Source organism: Streptomyces lydicus, from assembly GCF_004125265.1.
Lineage (GTDB): Bacteria > Actinomycetota > Actinomycetes > Streptomycetales > Streptomycetaceae > Streptomyces > Streptomyces lydicus_C.
Genome location: NZ_RDTE01000001.1, coordinates 105,002 through 120,982 on the forward strand (window position 1 = coordinate 105,002; position 15,981 = coordinate 120,982).

Genomic DNA, 15,981 nt, shown 5'->3' on the forward strand with positions numbered 1-15,981 from the left:
ACCGCGCGGGCTGGTCAGGGGCTGGTCATGCCGGCGGCGGCTGTGGCTGGCTTCCCCGTGCAGTTCTCCTGTTCAGCGTTGCTGCCCGGAGCGCCGTCGGCGGGGCTGCTGAGGTGCGCGGCGGGCTCGCCGTGCGGGCGCGGGCTTGCCTTGGGCGGAGGATGTGGCGGCCGAGGAGAAGCCGCCCGGAATGCCTGGACGCACGGGGGCCGACGTCTGCTGGACGGGCTGCTCATTGCTGCGATGCGGTCGTCCCGCGCGGGCGAGGATGGTGGTGTGGGGAATCAGCGGGGCGCAGGTCTCGCAGACTTCCTCGACGCTCCAGGCGCAGCGCTGGGTCGGGTCGTGTCGCAGGATCATCACCACGGCGCCCGCGCAGTGCACCTTGTCCGGGTGGGCGGCGCATCGCTGGGAGCCGCAGTGGCACCAGGCGTTGGGGCGGATGGTTGCCGCCTTGGCGTGGGCTGCGGCGTGCCGGGCTGCGAAGGTGCGCAGTGTCGCGAGGTCCTTGGAGCGGGGCGGCATCCGGCACGCTCGGGTGCTGCAGGTGACCGTGGCGGAGCGGTCGCTGTGTCCGGTGAGCCGGACCGTCCAGGCCCGCCCAGGGACGCGTTCGGTGGAGGTTTCGTTGTGCGCGGTCGTCACGGCAGGGCCGTCCGTTCTGGTTGATCGGTGATGTGGGTCCACTATGTGCCACCCGTCCGTCGTTGAGCAGCAGGGTTTCGGTCCTCGGGCGGCGCCGTCCCGGACGGTGGGTCCGCCAGGTATGCCGGTGTCCCACCACGCGGCCGGTACTGTTCTGCGGCCGAAGCCGGGTTCGCTCAGGCCGGGCATCTACTGTCCGCAGGCGCGGGTCTGTGGTGCAGTGTGTCGGTGGCGATGAATGCGGAGATGGACTGGATGGATGCCGTCAAGCTGCTGGCTCAGGACGGCGATCCGAGCCGGGCGGGCAGCGTCCCGGGCGGCATACCCGCTGGCCCTCCTGGCTCGCCGGACGCGCCTCGTCGCGCCCCGGGGGCGGTGCTGTCGGCTCGGCTCGGTGCGCTCGCGGTGCTGGGCAGGCTCTGCGAACAGGACCCGACGTTCGCTGAGGGCACCGCGCACATCGTGCACACCGCTCGGTGCCAATGGACCGTTGAGGGCTCCTCTACGCCCGCGCTGGAGGAGGCCGCGCTCCGCCTCTTGGCCCGTATCGAGGCGCCGCAGATGCCGGCCGGGCCGACGGGGCCGAGGAGTTCGGGTTCGGCACGGGGGTGACGTGTCAGCCACGTCACCGTGGCCGGTGGTGTCCGCTCCGTCCCCGGGCCTCAGAGCGACTAGGTGCTCGGAGTTGCTCTGGAGGGGCGAGGGCGGGCAGCGGCCCGGCAACGTCCCATTCGAGCAGTGGGCGTCCTTGGCGCTGGTAGATCGCCTGTTTGGTGCGCTTGCGCCGGTCGTAGGTCTCGCGGCCTCGGATGCCGTAGACCTCGACGAATTGGTGGGGGTCGGTGTCGGTGAGCACGAAGTCGGGGAAGACGGCGTCGGTTCCGTCGTAGCGCAGAGGCTTGATGAAGCCGCGTCGGGCGGCGGTGAGGGCGTTGGCCATGACCGCTTCGTAGGAGGAGTCGGCGGGGATGTAGTACGCGGTGGTGAGCATCGCGGCCAGGTCGATGGCGGTGAGGTATCCCCTTCGGCTGCGTTCGACGACGAACAGGGCGACGGGCGCGGCGCCGTGCGCGGCGGCGACCTGGGAGAAGGCGTGCCGGTAGGAGTGGGTGGCGCGTTCGTGCAGGGCCGCGCTGGCGTAGAGCGGAGTGCGTTGGTGGGCGAGGCGGTAGGCGACGCCGTACCGGGTGCGCGCGACGTCTTTGATCTGGCCGAGGACCATGCCGCGCTGTTCGGTCTGGCCGTGGCGCCCGAGGTGGCTACGGAAGGTTTCCAGGGCCGCGGTGTTGGTGTCGGCCGTCGCCCGGGTGAAGGGCGGCACGACGTAGAGGACGTCGTGCAAGTTCTGGCCGTTGATGGTGCAGTCGCGGAGCTGCTGGCGCAGCCGGGTGTGGCACACCCACCAGCTGCGCTGCCGGAAACGTGGCAGCCAGGCGTTGAGCTGGGTCTCCTCCCACAGCCAGTGCAGGAGACCGAGCAGTCCGAGAGCGCGTCGTGAGCGCCCCTCAGGGGTCTCGTTCGGAGTGAGGTTGTGCTGTTCGGGGGTTGTCAGGGTGCGGGCGAGGGGGGCGTCGAGACGGATGGACACCTCGTCGTCCGTTTCCCGGATGGCGTGGGTGCTGTAGCCGTCGCGGCCGGACAGGCCGGGCGCGAGCTTGTGGAAGGGGCAGTCGGTTTGGTGTTTCTCGCCCTCGCCGGGCCAGCCCGCCAGGTGGTAGCGGCCCGCGCGGGTGCAGCGGATGACCAGTCGTAGGGCGGGCTGCCGGCACAGGCAGGAGGCGTGTCCGACCTCGGCCTTGGCGCGGGTGAACAGCGGGGCGGCCTCGGTTGCGTGTTCACGCAGCCAGGACAGTGACAGGGTGCGGCCGGCCAGTTGGATGCGGCCGCTGTCGGTTGCGGTGGGCATGCTCACGCTCCTCCAGCCTGGTGTGGTCTGCCGGCGCCGGCCGGCCGTATCTGCAAGGTCGCCTCGTCGGGCGGCGTTGTCGTTCGGGTTCGGGCATCAGCGTGCCGGTCGGTGTCCGGGCCGCTGGTGTGTGTCCGGCGGCGGCTGGCGTAGTGGCGAGTTGGGTGGCAGGAGGGCCGTGCGTTCGGCTGTGGTGCGGGTTCGCATCTGTTCCAGGCGTCGTTGGATGCGGGCGTGGGTGTAGAGGTCGATGGCGTCGGTGAGGTGGTCCCATTCCTCGCCGTCGAGGCCTTCGGGTCGCGGGCCCAGGATGTCGGGGCCCGCGCGGTGGTGGCGGCGCCGGTAGTCGCTGAGGGCGGTGAGGAGCTTGGTGTAGGTGTGCTGTTCGTCCTCGTCGTCCTCGCCCGGCGCGGTGATCTCCTCCATCCACGACTCGGGTGGGCGCTCGCCGGCGAGCACGGTGGCCAGGGCGTGCCGGGCCATGCGGGCGTCCAGCGCGACGGAGGAGAGGGGGGCGATGCCCAGGGGGTCGCGCAGGGCGGGGTGGTCGGGCAGGGCCCCGGAGGGGGGCGGTGTGTCGAGGTGGTTGAGGGCCGCCTCGATCATGACGGAGGCGGGGGCGTCGGGCGGGGGGAGGTGGAGGGGGCGGCGGCGGCCGGTCAGGGCGCGTACTCGGGCGTCCAGGTCGTCCCAGGCCGCGGCGTTTTCCGGGTCGGCGGGGCGCGGGCCCAGTCCGGGCACGCCCGTGATGGCGTGGCGGGTGCGCCACAGTTCCACCAGGGCGCAGGTGGTGGCCCAGGCCGCGCGGCGCCGGGGCGAGGTGGTGGGGGGCGGCGGGCCGAGGGGGCGGGCCCATGCCGGCGGCGTGGTGGCGAGTGTCTGGCCGCGGTCGGCCAGGGAGCGGGTCAGGATGCGGTGGCGTTCGGCGAGGTGGGTGCGCCAGTGCTCGGGGGTGTCGGGGTGGGTCAGTGCGTGCCGGTCGGCGACCCAGTCGGGTATCTCACCGCGGTGGCGGGGGCGGTGGGGCGGGTGGTCGGGGAGACGCTCGCGCCACCGTAGTTCGGCGGCGATCTTGTCGGTGACCGCGTCCGCGCGGGCGAGGTGGGCCTTGGCCGCCTTGTGCCGGTAGGCCGTGGTGGCACGCCGTTGGTCGAGCGAGCGGAAGATGGCGTTCAGGGAGGCGGAGCCGGGTGGAGCGTTGGTGACGTCGCGTTCGCGCTGGAAGTCCTCGCGGGCGCGGTCGCGCCAGAGGAGCGCTCGGCGCAGCTGGGACTCGCGGGTGAGGGCGGCGACCAGGCGTCGGGTGGTGTCCGACATCGGTGTTTTGGTGGCTTGGGCGTGGCGGATCGCGGTGCGGGCGAAGGCCAGGTCGGCGGCGAGTTGCGTGCGGGAGATGTCGCCCATCGGGCGTTTGTTCCAGGCGGGATGGGTGTGGCCGGCGCGGGTGGTGACCGGGGCGGGCAGGTGGGTGACGGCGGCGTCGGCGGCCTTGAGTGCCTCGCGGGCGGCGGCGCGGTGGTCGGCGGCGAGCCGGGTCAGGGTGTGCAGTTGGGTCAGGGAGAGTTCGGCCAGGGGCCGGTGGCGGGCTTCTTGCTGGGCTGCTGCGGAGTCGTCGAGGTGCTGGCGCAGGCGCCAGGTCAGCACCGCGGCGGGGTCGTCGGCGTCGGCGAAACCGCGCCGGGGAACGGTGCGTGCCAGGAGTCGGGGAAGGTCGAAGCCGGCGCGTTCGGCGTCGTGCAGCGCGCGGATCAGGGCGGGGTAGGCGTCGGCGGCGAGGAACCACGCCGCGCGGTCGGCGCCGAGGGCATCCTCGAGCTGGCCGGTCAGGCGGGCTGTGGTCGCGCGTTCGGCGACGTCGGCGAACTCGGCGGACAGCTGGCCGGGGGCGCTGATGTCGTGCTGCAGGGCGGCGATGGTCTCGGTCGCGGACAGTTGGGTGCGGCGGCGGGCGGCGATGGAAGCCAGCACGTCGTCCAGGCGGTCGCCGTCCTCGATGGCGAGGTAGAGGCGGTTGGTGCGTGCTCCCCGGGTCAGCTGTACGTAGACGCCCTCGCGTTGGGAGCGCGCGGAGGCCAGTGCGTGGGAGGTGTCGACGGTCATGCCCTGGGCGCGGTGGATCGTGGAGGCGTAGCCGAGTTCGCACTGGGCGGCGACGTAGGGGGCGGGCAGCCGGATCCGGCCGCGGTGCTGGGTGTGGCGGACCACGACGTCGCCGTCGGGCAGGATCTCGGTGATGGTCCAGGTGTCTCCGTTCTTGACGAAGTCGCGGCCGCCGCGCACGGTCATGCGGCGGCGGTTGAGGCGGGTGACGATGATGTCGCCGGTGTGCGCGCTCTGCCCGGCGCGCAGCGCGGTGGTGTGGCGGGTGTCGATGGTGCCGGCCTCGATGTGCCAGGCCTGGGCGCGCAGGTTGAGTGCGGTCACGGTCGCGGTGTCGGCGGCCGTCATCAGCGAGGTGCGGCCTTTGCGCAGGTCTTTGGCCCAGGCTTCGAAGACGGCGTCGCACATGGCCTCGTAGTTTCCGGCGACGATCCGGCCCTTGCCCCGGTACCAGTCGAAGGCGGTCCGGTTGTCCTCGCCGTCGCGCAGGGCGAGGGAGGCGTCGGCCTCGCCGGCGGTGCGGAAGCGGTGCAGTTGGTCGAGTTCGACGGCGCCGCCCGCGCGGGCGATGAGCCGCAGCACTCCCCCGGCCTCGACGGCGGCGAGCTGGTGCGGGTCGCCCAGCAGCCGCACTACCGCCCCGGCGGCGGCCGCGTCGGCGAGGATTTTGTCGAGCAGGAGGGTGCCGGCCATGCCCGCCTCGTCGACCAGGACGACGTCGCCGGGGCGCAGGGAGAAGTCCTTGCCGACGGGTTTGCCCTCGGTGGCCCGGCCGCGCTGGTACAGCCAGGAGTGCAGGGTGTGCGCGCGCCGGTTCAGGTCGCTGCCGAGGACTTTGGCCGCGCGTGAGGACGGCGCGAGGGGGATCAGTCGGCCGCCGGAGGCATCCACCGCGCGGTCGACCAGCTTCATGGCCGTCGTCTTTCCCGCGCCCGCAGGGCCGAGCCCGGCGAGCAGGAGCTTGTCCGACGACGCGAACGAGGAGGCCAGGGCGCGCTGTCCGGCGTCCATCGGGCCGCGGTTCAGGGCGGCGACGCGGGCGAAGGTGCCCCGCCCCACCGGCGGGATGACCTGGGTGCGGGCGCCGGCCAGGAGCCGGTTCTCGGCGGCCAGCAGGGAGTGTGTGGTGAAGGTGGCCGAGCCGATGGGCCGGTAGATGCTGGTGCCGTCCATCCGCTGCAGGTCGGGGTGCGGCGGGTTGATCTCGGGCGGGGTGATGTCCAGGCAGTCGCTGTGGGCGAGCACCTGGTCGGTGATCTGGTCGGCGAGCTGGGGCGGGGCGGTGGCTCCGGCCAGGGTGCGCATCAGGTAGCGGCGGGCTTCGGCCAGGACGTGGCGGCGCCGGAAGCTGGTGCGGCGCTCGGCGACCGCGGCCAGGACCTCCTCGGCCGCGGCGGCCGGGTCGAGGCCGGTGACGGCGGAGCGGTTGCGCGCAGCAGCCTGCGCGGTGGCCAGAAGGTTGTCGACGGTGGGGCGGTCAGTGACCGCGATCGCCCGGCGCCGCCAGGTGGCGAGCAGTTCGTCCAGGGAGCGGGCCCGGCGCTTGGCAGGACGGGTCATCAACGTCGCCCGCCCCTGCAGGCGGGTACGGGTGGGCGCGTCGGGCTCGCGGCCGTGGCGGCGGCGGAAGCCGTCGAAGAGGTCGTCCATCATGGTGCGTACGGCGCTGGCGCGCTGTGCGAAATCGGCGCGGATCCGGCGATCGATGCCGACGATCTGCATGACCGGTCGTTGGCCGGGGGTGACCTCGACCTCCTCGGTGGCAAGTCCCAGTCGGCCGCAGACCAGTTCCAGGGCGCGCTGGTTGAACAGCTCGCTGGCTACGACCACGTCACGCAGCAAGAGCCTCGAATCCAGATTGCGCCAGCGGCCGTCCGGTCCTCTCACGCGCGGGGATATGACCACGTGTTCGTGGAGCATGGGGTCCCCGGCGCGCGATTCGTAGTGAAGGTAGACCGTGGCCAGCAGTCCTGGCTTGGCCCGCTGCTGGGCCACCCCACCAGGGCCGGTACGCACTGCGAGGGCGTTGTGCTCCAGCCATGCCAGCGCTTCCGAGCGGGCTTGGGCCAGGACCTCGAGGGCGATCCGTCGTACCTCGGGGTCCCCCAAGGCGAACAGCAACGACAGCTCCTCGCTGGAGAAGGTGAGGTCATAGCCAGTACGGGCTTTTCTCTGGGGGCCGGTCCGTGCGGCCAGGAACCCGCCCAATTCGGCGCCGTCGGCCGGTGCCCGGTGGTACTCGGTCTCGAAGGCGAGCGCCGCGGTCCGCATCCGCAGGTCCTTCGTCTCCGCCTTCGTCAGCGGGCGGCACAGCTGCTCGCCGGCCTGCTGCAGCACCTGCTCGATCTCTCTGTCCAGCGGGGAGAGCTCGGCCAACTGCGGTACGGCCGGCCCCAGCTTGCCTGCCCGCATGGCTTGCCTCACGGAGGCACCCTGGGCCAGTTCCCGGGCCGCGATCGCCTCGGCGTTGGGGTGCATGCCCAGTCCGAACAGGGCCCGCATCTGCTCCTCGCTCACGATGCCGGACAGCCCCAGATCACGAGCGGCCTGCCCATGCCACAGGCCAGGCGGTACCCCCGGCACGTTCGAAGACACCGTCGGAGTACTGCCCTGGGCTCCGTCGCCCAGGGCGATGTTGCGCCGGTAGTAGCGCTCGCTCCCTGCGGTGAGCCCCTTCGCCGTCATCCCCACAAGACCAGAAGAGCATCGCGGAACAGGCCCATGCGGGCTGAGCGGCGGCCAGGTGCCGAACCTCCCAGGGCTCAGGAAAGGATCTTCGAACTCGTCCCGCCAGAGGGGAATTTGGGCGCTACGCCCGGAGGCGCGTCAAAAGTGCCAGAGGTGTGCGACAACCAACCCACCACCAACCGACAAACCACCGACCCCCACCACAACCAACCCACACCACCCACCACACCACCGACACCCACACACCACCGACACCCACCAGCACCACACCCACAGACCACCCACCATCACCAGACCCCACCCCCACCAGAACCTCCCTCCCCTCCCCTCCCCCACCCCGCGCCGTCCCGTGAGCGGGACCAGGCGCAGCGACGGGGGTGCTATGGCGTGGGACGCGGGCGGCTTGCCCTGCTCGGGGGCCGTACGGGCGGTTGAGACTGGCGCGATGCGGCCCGTGACGGGCGGGCCCGGTCGGTTGGAGGTGGCTGCGGTGGCGGCGAGTCGGAGCAGGGGCAAGGGGAAGAGCGGCGGGGTGCTGGCGCGGCGGAAGGTGGCGTTGGAGCGGGCTGCGGCGCGGATGGCGGAGGAGCGGCTGAAGGCTGAGGAGGTTGAGGCGGAGCGGCTGCGTCGGGAGGGGGAGTTGGATGAGTTGGTGGCTGACTTCGAGTTGGCGGTGGAGGACGAGGAGGCGGTGGTTGCTGAGGTGGAGGCGGAGGTGCGTCGGGTGCGTGAGCGGGGTCAGGTGCGGGTTGATGAGGCGCGGGTGGTGGCGGCGCGGGTGGTGCTGGCGATGGGTGAGGTTGGGGAGACGGTGGCGGGGTGTGGGCGCCGGTTGGGTGTGAGGGTGGAGAAGGTCAAGGAGTTGCGGCGGTTGGGGCGCGAGGCTGTGGCTGCGGAGGGGGATGTGGGGCGGGGGGTGGCCGGGCCCGAGAAGGGGTCGGGGAAGGCTGCTGGTGGGCCGGGGGCCGGGGCGGGCGGGGAGCCGCGGGTTGAGCGGGCGGGGGCCGGGCCGGCGGGCGCTGCGGGGTCGGGTGCGGCTGTGTCCACTCCCCCGGCTCCGGGGGCTGCTTCCCCGGCTGGCCCTTCGGTGGGTGGTCCGGGGGGTGGGGTGCGGTCGGGGTGGCCGGGGGCTTCTGGGTGAGGGTGGCGGCATGGTGCGGCCCCGGCTTCGCTGTGGGGCGATGCCGGGGCCGGTGTGTGTGGGGGGTGGGTTCAGTTGGGGGGCTGCTGCTGTGCTGTCCAGGGGGCGGCGGGCCGGGTGGGTCGTTGGGGCGCGGCCGGCTGCTGGGCGGGCGGGTGTTGGGGCGGGTAGGTGGGGTGGGGCTGGGCGGGGGCGGGTTGGGGCTGCCAGGTGGCGGGGGGCTGTTGGACGGGGGGCTGCTGGACGGGGGTCTGGGGCGGGACGTGGCCGGTGAAGCGGTGGGGGTCGACGTCCTTGAAGTAGACGGTGACGGGGGCCTCGTCGTCGACGAAGATGCGTTCGTGGATGCCGGGGGGCGTGAGGATCCAGACGGTGGTGTCGTCGCGGCGCTGGGTGCGGCGGATGAGGGGCGGGGGGAGGGTGACCTCCTCGGTGGTGTCGGTGCTGCTGTCGTGCTGTTCGACCGTGATGTGGTCGACGACGGAGAACAGTCCCTGGATCTGCGCGAGTTCGTTGATGGTGGTCTGGTGTCTCACGGCGCTCCCCTCTTTCTGTTGTGGCGGTCCGTGTGGTGGCGGTGTCGTTGCGGACGGTAGGTCGCCTGGGGGGTGTGTGGGGCGGTGCGGGGGTGGGGGTGTCGGGGGGTGGGAGGCGGGTTGGGGTGGCGGTGCTGGGGGCGGGATACGCACGGCGGCCCCGCCCCGGGACACAGGGTGTCGGGGGCGGGGCTGTGGGAGAGGTGCTTGCGTCGCCGCCTGCCGGAAAGGGGGCGGGTTACTTCTGGGGGGCGCGGTTGAAGCAGGCGTCGACGTCGGTTGCGGTGCAGTGGGGCGGGCACGGCGATGGGGGCAGGTTGGTGAGGAGGGCGCGGACGTCGTTGGTGCCCTCGGCCGTCTTGTGGGTGACGTCGTGCTCTGAGGGGTAAGCGAGTGTGGCGCGGAGCACCTTCCCGGAGCGGGTCCCGATGACGATGTGCCCCGTGGCGCCGTGCGGGCCGCGTGCGGCGAGGTGCAGCAGGTGCTTGGCCTTGCCGGTCTGCCAGGTCAGGCGCAGTTCCTTGGAGGCGGCCAGGCTGACGATGCTTCGTGTGTACGCGGTCAGCCCGTGCGGGGCGACCGGAATGTCGGCGTGGTGGGTGCGTAGTTCAAGGGCCGTGTCGTTCAGGGTGAGGGTCATGGTGTTGTGGCCGTCGCGCTGCGCCCGGAGTAGGTCGGAGTGCAGGCACTCGCCGGTGGCGGGGTCGTGCAGCGGGATCGCGTCGATGTCATCGCCGCCGAGGGTGCCGGATGCGTCGTCGCCGCTGGGAGCGTTGCCCTCGGCGTAGGTGTCGCGGGGTGCGTTCTTGTGGGTGGTGTTTCCGGTGAGGTAGGTGCCGCTGTTGTCCCGGACGCACCACAGGGCAGCGTGAGTGTCCTCTCCGTTCTGGCGCTGGTCGTAGGTGGGGCGCAGGGTGTGGCGTGGGGCGAGCATCGAGTGTGTGGCGATGTCGATGACTTCGTTGAGGGCGAATTTCAGTGTGGTCATGGGTGTTGGCCTTCTCGGTTCGGTGTGCGGCCTGGTTGTTCTGCGGGCTGTGGGCCCGGCCGGGCGTGGGTTCAGTGCGGAGGGTGGTGTGGGTGCCAGGCGGGTGGGGGCCGTGCGGGGAGTTCCGGCCGGGGTTGACTGTCGCTGGGGGTGGGGTTAGCGGAGCAGCCCGGCCGGGGCGGGGTGATCGGTGGTCGGGCAGCAGTACGGCCCCGCGTCGGTGGTGTGCCGGGCGGGGCCGTGAGGTGTGTGGCGGGCGGGGTGCCACGGACGCGGGGCGCGGCCGGGGCCGGGGCCGCTCGTTGTCACATGCGGGCGTGTTCGGGATGGCGTAGGACGAACAGTGCCTTTGCCTGGTTCGTGGTGGAGCGGACCAGGCGGCTGTAGTCGGGGCCGCCCCACACCGTCCATCGGTCGTCGCCGATCTGTGGGGACCAGGTGAGGGCGTACTGCTCCTCGTCGGCTGTGCGTACGTCCCACCACCCCCGCTGTGTCCGGGGGGTGACCGTGGCACCCTCGATGGCCGGAATCTCCGGCAGCGGTCCGAACCGCCGCTCGACATAGTCCAGATAGGACCGGGTTGGCTCGATTGCGAGTTGAGCTTGGCTGCCGTTCTGCTGCCAGTAGGCACCACGCACTACCCGGAAACCGCGGCTGCTGACCTTGGCCAGGGCGGCGCCGGTCAGTTCGTCGGAGACCGGTGACACGTGCTTGGTCCCGGGCAGCGAGATCACGTCACGAGGCGCGTGAGTGTGGCCCTGGGCGTCCTGGAACCGCAGTGCGGCCGTGCCCATGAGCGGCGAAACGTACAGCTCTACCTGCGTGGGACGCGTACGCTCCTCCGCCCGCCGGTCGCACTCGCGGGCCTCTGCTTCGCTGTGCTGGATCGTCTGTGGCGTGTCCGCGCTGTTCTCGGCCAGTCGCGATGCCGTGTGGTGCTTGTGGGGAGTGGTCATTGTGTTCCTTTCTGCGGTGGCCGCGCGCCGGTTGGTCGCGCAGTCGGGTGCAGGTGCCGGGCCGCGCCGCGCGGCAAGGGGGGGTGCCTGCGTGGGCGCGGCCCGGCTGGCCGGTCGCCTCGGCACACGGGAGGGGTCCGTGCGGGGCGTTCCCGGCTGGACTGACCGTGCGGCGCAGCGGGGTTAGTAGCGCAATCCGGCCGGGGCGGGGCCGGGCTCATGGTGGGCAGCAGTGCGGCCCCGTGCCGGACGGGGTCCGGGCGCGGGGCCGTGGTGGGTGGGGGTCTAGCTGGTGGTCATGGTGAGCAGCATGCCGTCGTCGTCGTAGGTGACGTGGAGCAGGAAGTGGGTGGCGTGGGTGGGGGCGGTGCGCAGGATGTCGATGAGGGTTTGGCCCTCGTCGAGGGGCTGGGTGAGGTCGAGGGTTTCGTGGAGGTCGTCGCCTCCGAGGAGGGGGGAGGGGTCGGTGCCCGGTCCCCAGGTGTCGGCGTAGGCGATGTGGCGCCAGTGGCCGTTGTCGTCGCGGGCGGCGGGGGTGTTGTCGATGCCGTTGCTCATGAGGAACGTGCCGTCCCCCTTGATCCACCACAGGTGGGGGCGGGCGTCGGTGTCGCCGGGGCCGAGGGCGTGATCGGCGGCGGCGAGGGCGTGTTCGGCCGCGGAGCGGACTCGGTCGAGGGGGAAGGTGAGGGTGCAGTTCTGCTGTGTGGGGGGCTGGTAGGTGTCGCCGAGGACTTCGCGGAGCAGGGCGTTGAAGTCTTCGGGGGTGGTGGGGTGGGTCATGTTGGTTCCTTGGTGTGGTGGGTGCGGGTTGTCGGCGGCGCGAGGCCGGGCGCGGCGGGTGCCGTGGGGTGATGGTGGGGCGGCGGGGGGCTATGTGGGCAAGGGCAGGTCGGTCCTGGCGTGTGTGGGTGGGTGGGGCGCGCGGGGCCGCCGGCGGGGCGGCGGGGCTGGCGGTGGGATGCCGGGGAGTTAGGGGCGGTGTATGCGGAGCGGCCCCGCCCCGGGTGTGCAGGGGCGGGGCCGGTTGGGGTGGTTAGTCGTATGCGGGCTCGGGGCTTCGGTGTGGTCGGTGCGGTTGCCGCGCTCTCCGTCGGCGGTGGGCTAGCCCTCGGTCGGCAGCAGCAGCTGACCGTGCGGCGAGCAGGCGTCGCGGGCGTGGTCCTGTACGGCCATGGTGTGCTCCATTGCCTGCCGGTCCTCGACGAAGCACGCGTACCAGCCGCACCGTGTGCAGCGGGACCAGATGAAGGTGCGGGTGTCCTTCGGCCGCGACGGTGGGTACGGGCCCATCCATGTGCGGATGTGGCGGGTGTCCATCCGTGCGGACAGGCGTCGGCCTTCGGGGCAGCGCCGTTCGATGTCGTCGGCAACGGTGGCCGAGGCTGCGGCCGTGGTGCATGTCGTGCAGCCGTGCTGGTGCTCGGCGAATCGGTTGGGGAAGAAGGTGTTGCTGGCGGTCTTCATCTGGTGGTGCTCGCTTCTCGGCGTCGGGAAGTGGGCGCGTCGGCTGCGAGGGCGGTTGGCGGCAGCTCGGTACGGGTGGGGGTGTGCGGACGGCCCGCCTGCGGGCGCAGGGCGCAGCGGCCCCGCGCCGGTGGTGTGCCGGGCGCGGGGCCGTGGGAGGGATGGGCCGGTCAGTGGCGGTGGGTGATGCGTTCACCGGCGAGGGGGGGCAGGGCGGTGGGTTCGGGGACGGCGGTGAAGCTGATGGGGTCGACGCGGAGGCAGATGATCCAGTGGTCGGGGCCGGTGACCTTGATGACGTCGCCGGTGGAGACGGAGCGGAGGCTGTCGCTGGGCCAGGTCTGGCCGTTGTCGTCGGGGCCTTGGTGGTTGCCGACGGTGTAGGCGGCGTCGGCGGCGTCTTCGTGGGTGCGGATGCGGTGGCTGGCGTGGAAGACCAGGTGCAGGGGGCTGCCGTCGGGGTGGGCGGCGGCGAGCGGGTGGTGGTGCTGGTGGCCGTCGAAGTTGTCGCGGTGCATGTAGACGGTGGTGGTGTACGCGTCCGGGGTGGTGGTGGGGGCGGTGTCGGGGCGGGGAAGACGTCGCGGGGTGGGGTAGGAATCGTTGTGCTGGGCGCGCATGGGGAGGTCGGGGCGGAGTTCACGCAGGCGTGCGGCGGGCACGGCCCGGGAGAGGCTGGCGATGTTCACGAAGCGGGCTCCGCACCCGCCGCCGGGCTGCGGCTGCCATCCGGAGACGTCGGTGTGGCGGTGCACACCGTGGAGGGTCGGCTTGTTGCAGTTTCCGCATCGGGACTCGAAGTCGCCGACGAGGAGGGTGGCCGTGGCGGGCTCGTTGGCGGGGAGCGGTGGGGTGGGCTGGAACATGACGGGCTCCTCGTGTGGGGTGAGAGGGGTGGGTACGTCGGGTAGAGCCGGGGTGTGTGGCCGGCTGGTGGCTGGTCGCGCGCAGCTCGTTGGAGGGCTTGTGGTGGGTGGTCCCTGCTGCGCTGACTGTGGTGCGCGGGCGGGGCGGTGGCCGGGGTGTGTCCCGCGCCTGCGTGGTGGGCGGTGTGCCGGGCAGGCGACGGGGTGGGCATAGCACGTGCCGGGCCCTGCCCTGGCCGGGTGGGGCCGGACCGCCCCTGGGGTGGGGTGGGGCGGTCCGGCGGCCGGGGGCTCGACCGCGCCTGGGGGGGGTGGTGCGGGAGCGCCTTCCGGCACCACTGACACTCCCCCGGGTGGGGGCAAGACGCGCAAGCGCAGGGGGTGCGGACGGCGGGCGTGCGGCGGGGCGACGGGAACGCGGAAGCCCGCCCCGGGAACGCGGAGGCCCGCCCCGGGAACGCGGAGGCCCGCCCCGGGAGCGGGGCGGGCCTTGGACGCGGGCCGGCGGGGTGGCCTGGGCGCGGGGTGTGGGGTGCCACGGGCCGCGGGGGTGCGGCTGGGGTGGGGGTTTGGGTTGCGGTACGGCCCGTGCCCGGGGAGGGTGTCCGGGCGCGGGGCCGTGCTGGTGTGGTGTCGGGGTGGTTAGCGGACGCGGGGCGCGGCCGGGGCCGGGAGGTCGCCGCCGTCGCAGGGGTCCAGCGTCGTGACTACGACCGTGGCGGCAGGCGGGGCGAATGCGAAAGGCCCACCCCGGGCGGGCCTCAAACTAGGCGGCCGGGTCCCGAAGATGCTGGCCGCCTCTGGAACGTGCTTCTACGACCGCCATTCCGACCGGTAGTCCGGGTGCTTGTCGTGCGCGGCTGCCAGATGGCGGGCGACTTGGTCCAGGTCCTGTCGGATCCCGGCGAGTCGTTTCCGCCTCTCGGGGTCGGGATCGGCATCAATCTCAGTGATCAGCTTCCGCCATCTCTGGTTGAACAGGCGCTTGGCGCCTACCTCGGCCAGGACGCGGGCTGGGTCATGGCGGGCAGCGTGCACGAAAGCGGGCATCGGCGAATCGGCATCCGGGTCGGCAGGGTCCGGAGTGGAGGCGACGACCGCTCCCCATCGTCCGCCCATGACCTCAGGCGGGCGCGGCAGTCCAGGGCGCAGGGCGACAAGTAGCTCTTCATCGTCGTGATCGCTGATGTGAGCCTCCCACTCATCACCTGTGGGTGAGGGCTGCCAGGCGCCCGGCTCGCCGACCACTGTGGCGCCGCTGGCCGCGCGGGCCACCATCTCGTCCTCGTCGAGCCGGGCGTCGTTGAAATCGGCGATCGCGAGGAGTTCAGCGGTGGGTTGGGTCAAGAGGACCTCCTAGATCAGAAGCGGGCCAGTACAGCCGAACTCACACAAGCATGATCCAGGGGTGAGAGGTAAGGGCGGCAACCTGGCCTGGGTGATGCCGAGGGTGTTGAGGAGCCACTCGCTGACGCGGGACGGGCCGGGGCTGTGCGGAACAGCGGGGTGCGCGCAGGGGGCTAGGGCTTCTTCACGGTGGTGATGACGTGGGCCTGATCCGTGCCGCGGTTGCGGTCCTTGCTGGCCGTCTGATCCGTGCCGGGGGTGCGGTGCGGGTGCTGCTGGGGCGGGGGTTTGGGTAGCGGTACGGCCCCGTGTCCGGGGAGGGTGTCCGGGCGCGGGGCCGTGCTGGTGTGGTGTTGGGGTGGTTAGCGGACGCGGGGCGCGGCCGGGGCCGGTGCCTTGGGGGCGGCGGGTGCCTTCGGCTTGGGGGCGGCCGGGGCCTTGGGCTTGGGGGCGGCGGGGGCCTTGGGTGCTGCAGGAGTCTTCGGCTTGGCCGGGGTCTTCGGCTTGGGGGCCGGGTTGGTGGTGGTGTGCTTGTGCGGGGCGGTGCCGGGGTGGTGGTGCGTGTTCTGGTGGGTGGGGCGGGTGGTGGTGCTGGTGTGGGTCAGCAGGCAGGGGCGGGGCCCGCCGTGCACGATGTCGGTGTGGGCGGTGTGGGTGGCGTGGCAGCGCGGCGGGGTGTTGTGGTCGGGGAGGATCGCTGCGAGGAGCAGCAGGAAGCTGAACAGGACGATGACGGCTGCTGCGAGGAGCGTGAGGAGGGCGGGGGCGGGGGTGCGGGAGTTGGAGTTCATGAAGCTGCCTTTCGAAGAGAACTGGTAAGGGCGCGGGCCGGGTTGAACGATCCGGCGCACGGCGGTCGCCTTGAGCGACGCAGCAGCCGGGGCCGTGCGCTGCCGGGCCGGTTGTGCGGCTCGTGTGCTGCAACCACTGTGATGGCCGGACGAGTTAGCCGGACAAGACCAGCAGCCGACCGGCCCCGGCCCGGTGCCCCGGCGCCAGGCCGGGGTCCCCGGGCCGCCGGGCCTCGACGGGCGACGGCAGCCCGCACCGGTGGGAAGGACGGCCCACGTCGGCGGGGCGGGAGACGACGGCGGGCACAGCCGACGACGCAGGGCCATGGGAAGGGCGAGGACTGCCACGCCGGGTGCGTGGCCGACGACGGCCGCGGCGCGTGGGCAGCCCGCCGCGCCGGGGTCCACGACGGCGGCGGGCGGCCAAGGCGCCGCAAGGTGGCGGGGTGCCGGGGAGCGCGGTCGCCGTGCTCAGCGTGGTCTGCCGGCACCGGGACGGGGCCTGGGCCGGCCTGGGCCAGCGGCATACCGGGGCGCGCGGCCCGCGCGC

Annotated in this window: 12 protein-coding genes; 1 reads left to right on the forward strand and 11 read right to left on the reverse strand. The window is 72.7% G+C overall.

What is annotated here, in order from left to right; genetic code table 11:
- Positions 1–72 precede the first annotated feature (72 nt).
- A complete protein-coding gene (locus D9V36_RS00505; RefSeq protein WP_129291910.1) occupies positions 73–645 on the reverse strand; it encodes a hypothetical protein in 573 nt (190 codons plus the stop codon).
- 228 nt (positions 646–873) lie between these two features.
- Between D9V36_RS00505 and D9V36_RS00510 the strand changes: the two genes are divergently transcribed.
- A complete protein-coding gene (locus D9V36_RS00510) occupies positions 874–1,257 on the forward strand; it encodes a hypothetical protein (RefSeq protein WP_129291911.1) in 384 nt (127 codons plus the stop codon).
- A gap of 13 nt (positions 1,258–1,270) precedes the next feature.
- On the opposite strand, the gene D9V36_RS00515 is transcribed toward D9V36_RS00510, so the two are convergent.
- The 10 genes from D9V36_RS00515 to D9V36_RS00570 form a co-directional block, all read right to left on the reverse strand.
- Positions 1,271–2,551 carry a DUF1173 family protein gene (locus D9V36_RS00515; protein ID WP_129291912.1) on the reverse strand — a complete coding sequence of 427 codons (1,281 nt, stop codon included), beginning with the start codon at positions 2,549–2,551 and terminating at the stop codon, positions 1,271–1,273.
- A gap of 96 nt (positions 2,552–2,647) precedes the next feature.
- Positions 2,648–7,336 carry a MobF family relaxase gene (gene mobF, locus D9V36_RS42495; RefSeq protein WP_129291913.1) on the reverse strand — a complete coding sequence of 1,563 codons (4,689 nt, stop codon included), beginning with the start codon at positions 7,334–7,336 and terminating at the stop codon, positions 2,648–2,650.
- A 1,215-nt stretch (positions 7,337–8,551) separates the two neighbouring features.
- Positions 8,552–9,016, reverse strand: a complete 465-nt coding sequence (locus D9V36_RS00535) for a hypothetical protein (RefSeq protein ID WP_129291916.1) — start codon at positions 9,014–9,016, stop codon at positions 8,552–8,554.
- A gap of 238 nt (positions 9,017–9,254) precedes the next feature.
- On the reverse strand, positions 9,255–10,004 hold the full coding sequence (locus tag D9V36_RS00540; protein WP_129291917.1) for a hypothetical protein: 750 nt from the start codon (positions 10,002–10,004) through the stop codon (positions 9,255–9,257).
- Between the two features lie 305 nt (positions 10,005–10,309).
- Positions 10,310–10,960: a hypothetical protein gene (locus tag D9V36_RS00545; RefSeq protein WP_129291918.1), complete on the reverse strand. Its 651-nt coding sequence runs from the start codon at positions 10,958–10,960 to the stop codon at positions 10,310–10,312.
- A 285-nt stretch (positions 10,961–11,245) separates the two neighbouring features.
- A complete protein-coding gene (locus D9V36_RS00550) occupies positions 11,246–11,743 on the reverse strand; it encodes a DUF3085 domain-containing protein (protein ID WP_129291919.1) in 498 nt (165 codons plus the stop codon).
- A gap of 321 nt (positions 11,744–12,064) precedes the next feature.
- Positions 12,065–12,427: a hypothetical protein gene (locus D9V36_RS00555; protein ID WP_129291920.1), complete on the reverse strand. Its 363-nt coding sequence runs from the start codon at positions 12,425–12,427 to the stop codon at positions 12,065–12,067.
- Positions 12,428–12,597: 170 nt separating this feature from the next.
- The gene (locus D9V36_RS00560) at positions 12,598–13,293 is read right to left on the reverse strand and encodes a hypothetical protein (protein WP_129291921.1); all 696 of its coding nucleotides are present in this window, start codon (positions 13,291–13,293) and stop codon (positions 12,598–12,600) included.
- A gap of 813 nt (positions 13,294–14,106) precedes the next feature.
- On the reverse strand, positions 14,107–14,640 hold the full coding sequence (locus D9V36_RS40535; RefSeq protein WP_164992796.1) for a DUF6221 family protein: 534 nt from the start codon (positions 14,638–14,640) through the stop codon (positions 14,107–14,109).
- A 362-nt stretch (positions 14,641–15,002) separates the two neighbouring features.
- Positions 15,003–15,431: a hypothetical protein gene (locus tag D9V36_RS00570; RefSeq protein ID WP_129291923.1), complete on the reverse strand. Its 429-nt coding sequence runs from the start codon at positions 15,429–15,431 to the stop codon at positions 15,003–15,005.
- Between the last annotated feature and the right edge of the window lie 550 nt (positions 15,432–15,981).

Excerpts from the sequence above, each read along its gene's own strand:
- D9V36_RS00515 (WP_129291912.1), bottom strand. The coding sequence starts at position 2,551 with ATGCCCACCGCAACCGACAGCGGCCGCATCCAACTGGCCGGCCGCACC.
- mobF (WP_129291913.1), bottom strand. The coding sequence starts at position 7,336 with ATGACGGCGAAGGGGCTCACCGCAGGGAGCGAGCGCTACTACCGGCGC.
- D9V36_RS00540 (WP_129291917.1), bottom strand. The coding sequence starts at position 10,004 with ATGACCACACTGAAATTCGCCCTCAACGAAGTCATCGACATCGCCACA.
- D9V36_RS00545 (WP_129291918.1), bottom strand. The coding sequence starts at position 10,960 with ATGACCACTCCCCACAAGCACCACACGGCATCGCGACTGGCCGAGAAC.
- D9V36_RS00550 (WP_129291919.1), bottom strand. The coding sequence starts at position 11,743 with ATGACCCACCCCACCACCCCCGAAGACTTCAACGCCCTGCTCCGCGAA.
- D9V36_RS00555 (WP_129291920.1), bottom strand. The coding sequence starts at position 12,427 with ATGAAGACCGCCAGCAACACCTTCTTCCCCAACCGATTCGCCGAGCAC.
- D9V36_RS00560 (WP_129291921.1), bottom strand. The coding sequence starts at position 13,293 with ATGTTCCAGCCCACCCCACCGCTCCCCGCCAACGAGCCCGCCACGGCC.
- D9V36_RS00570 (WP_129291923.1), bottom strand. The coding sequence starts at position 15,431 with ATGAACTCCAACTCCCGCACCCCCGCCCCCGCCCTCCTCACGCTCCTC.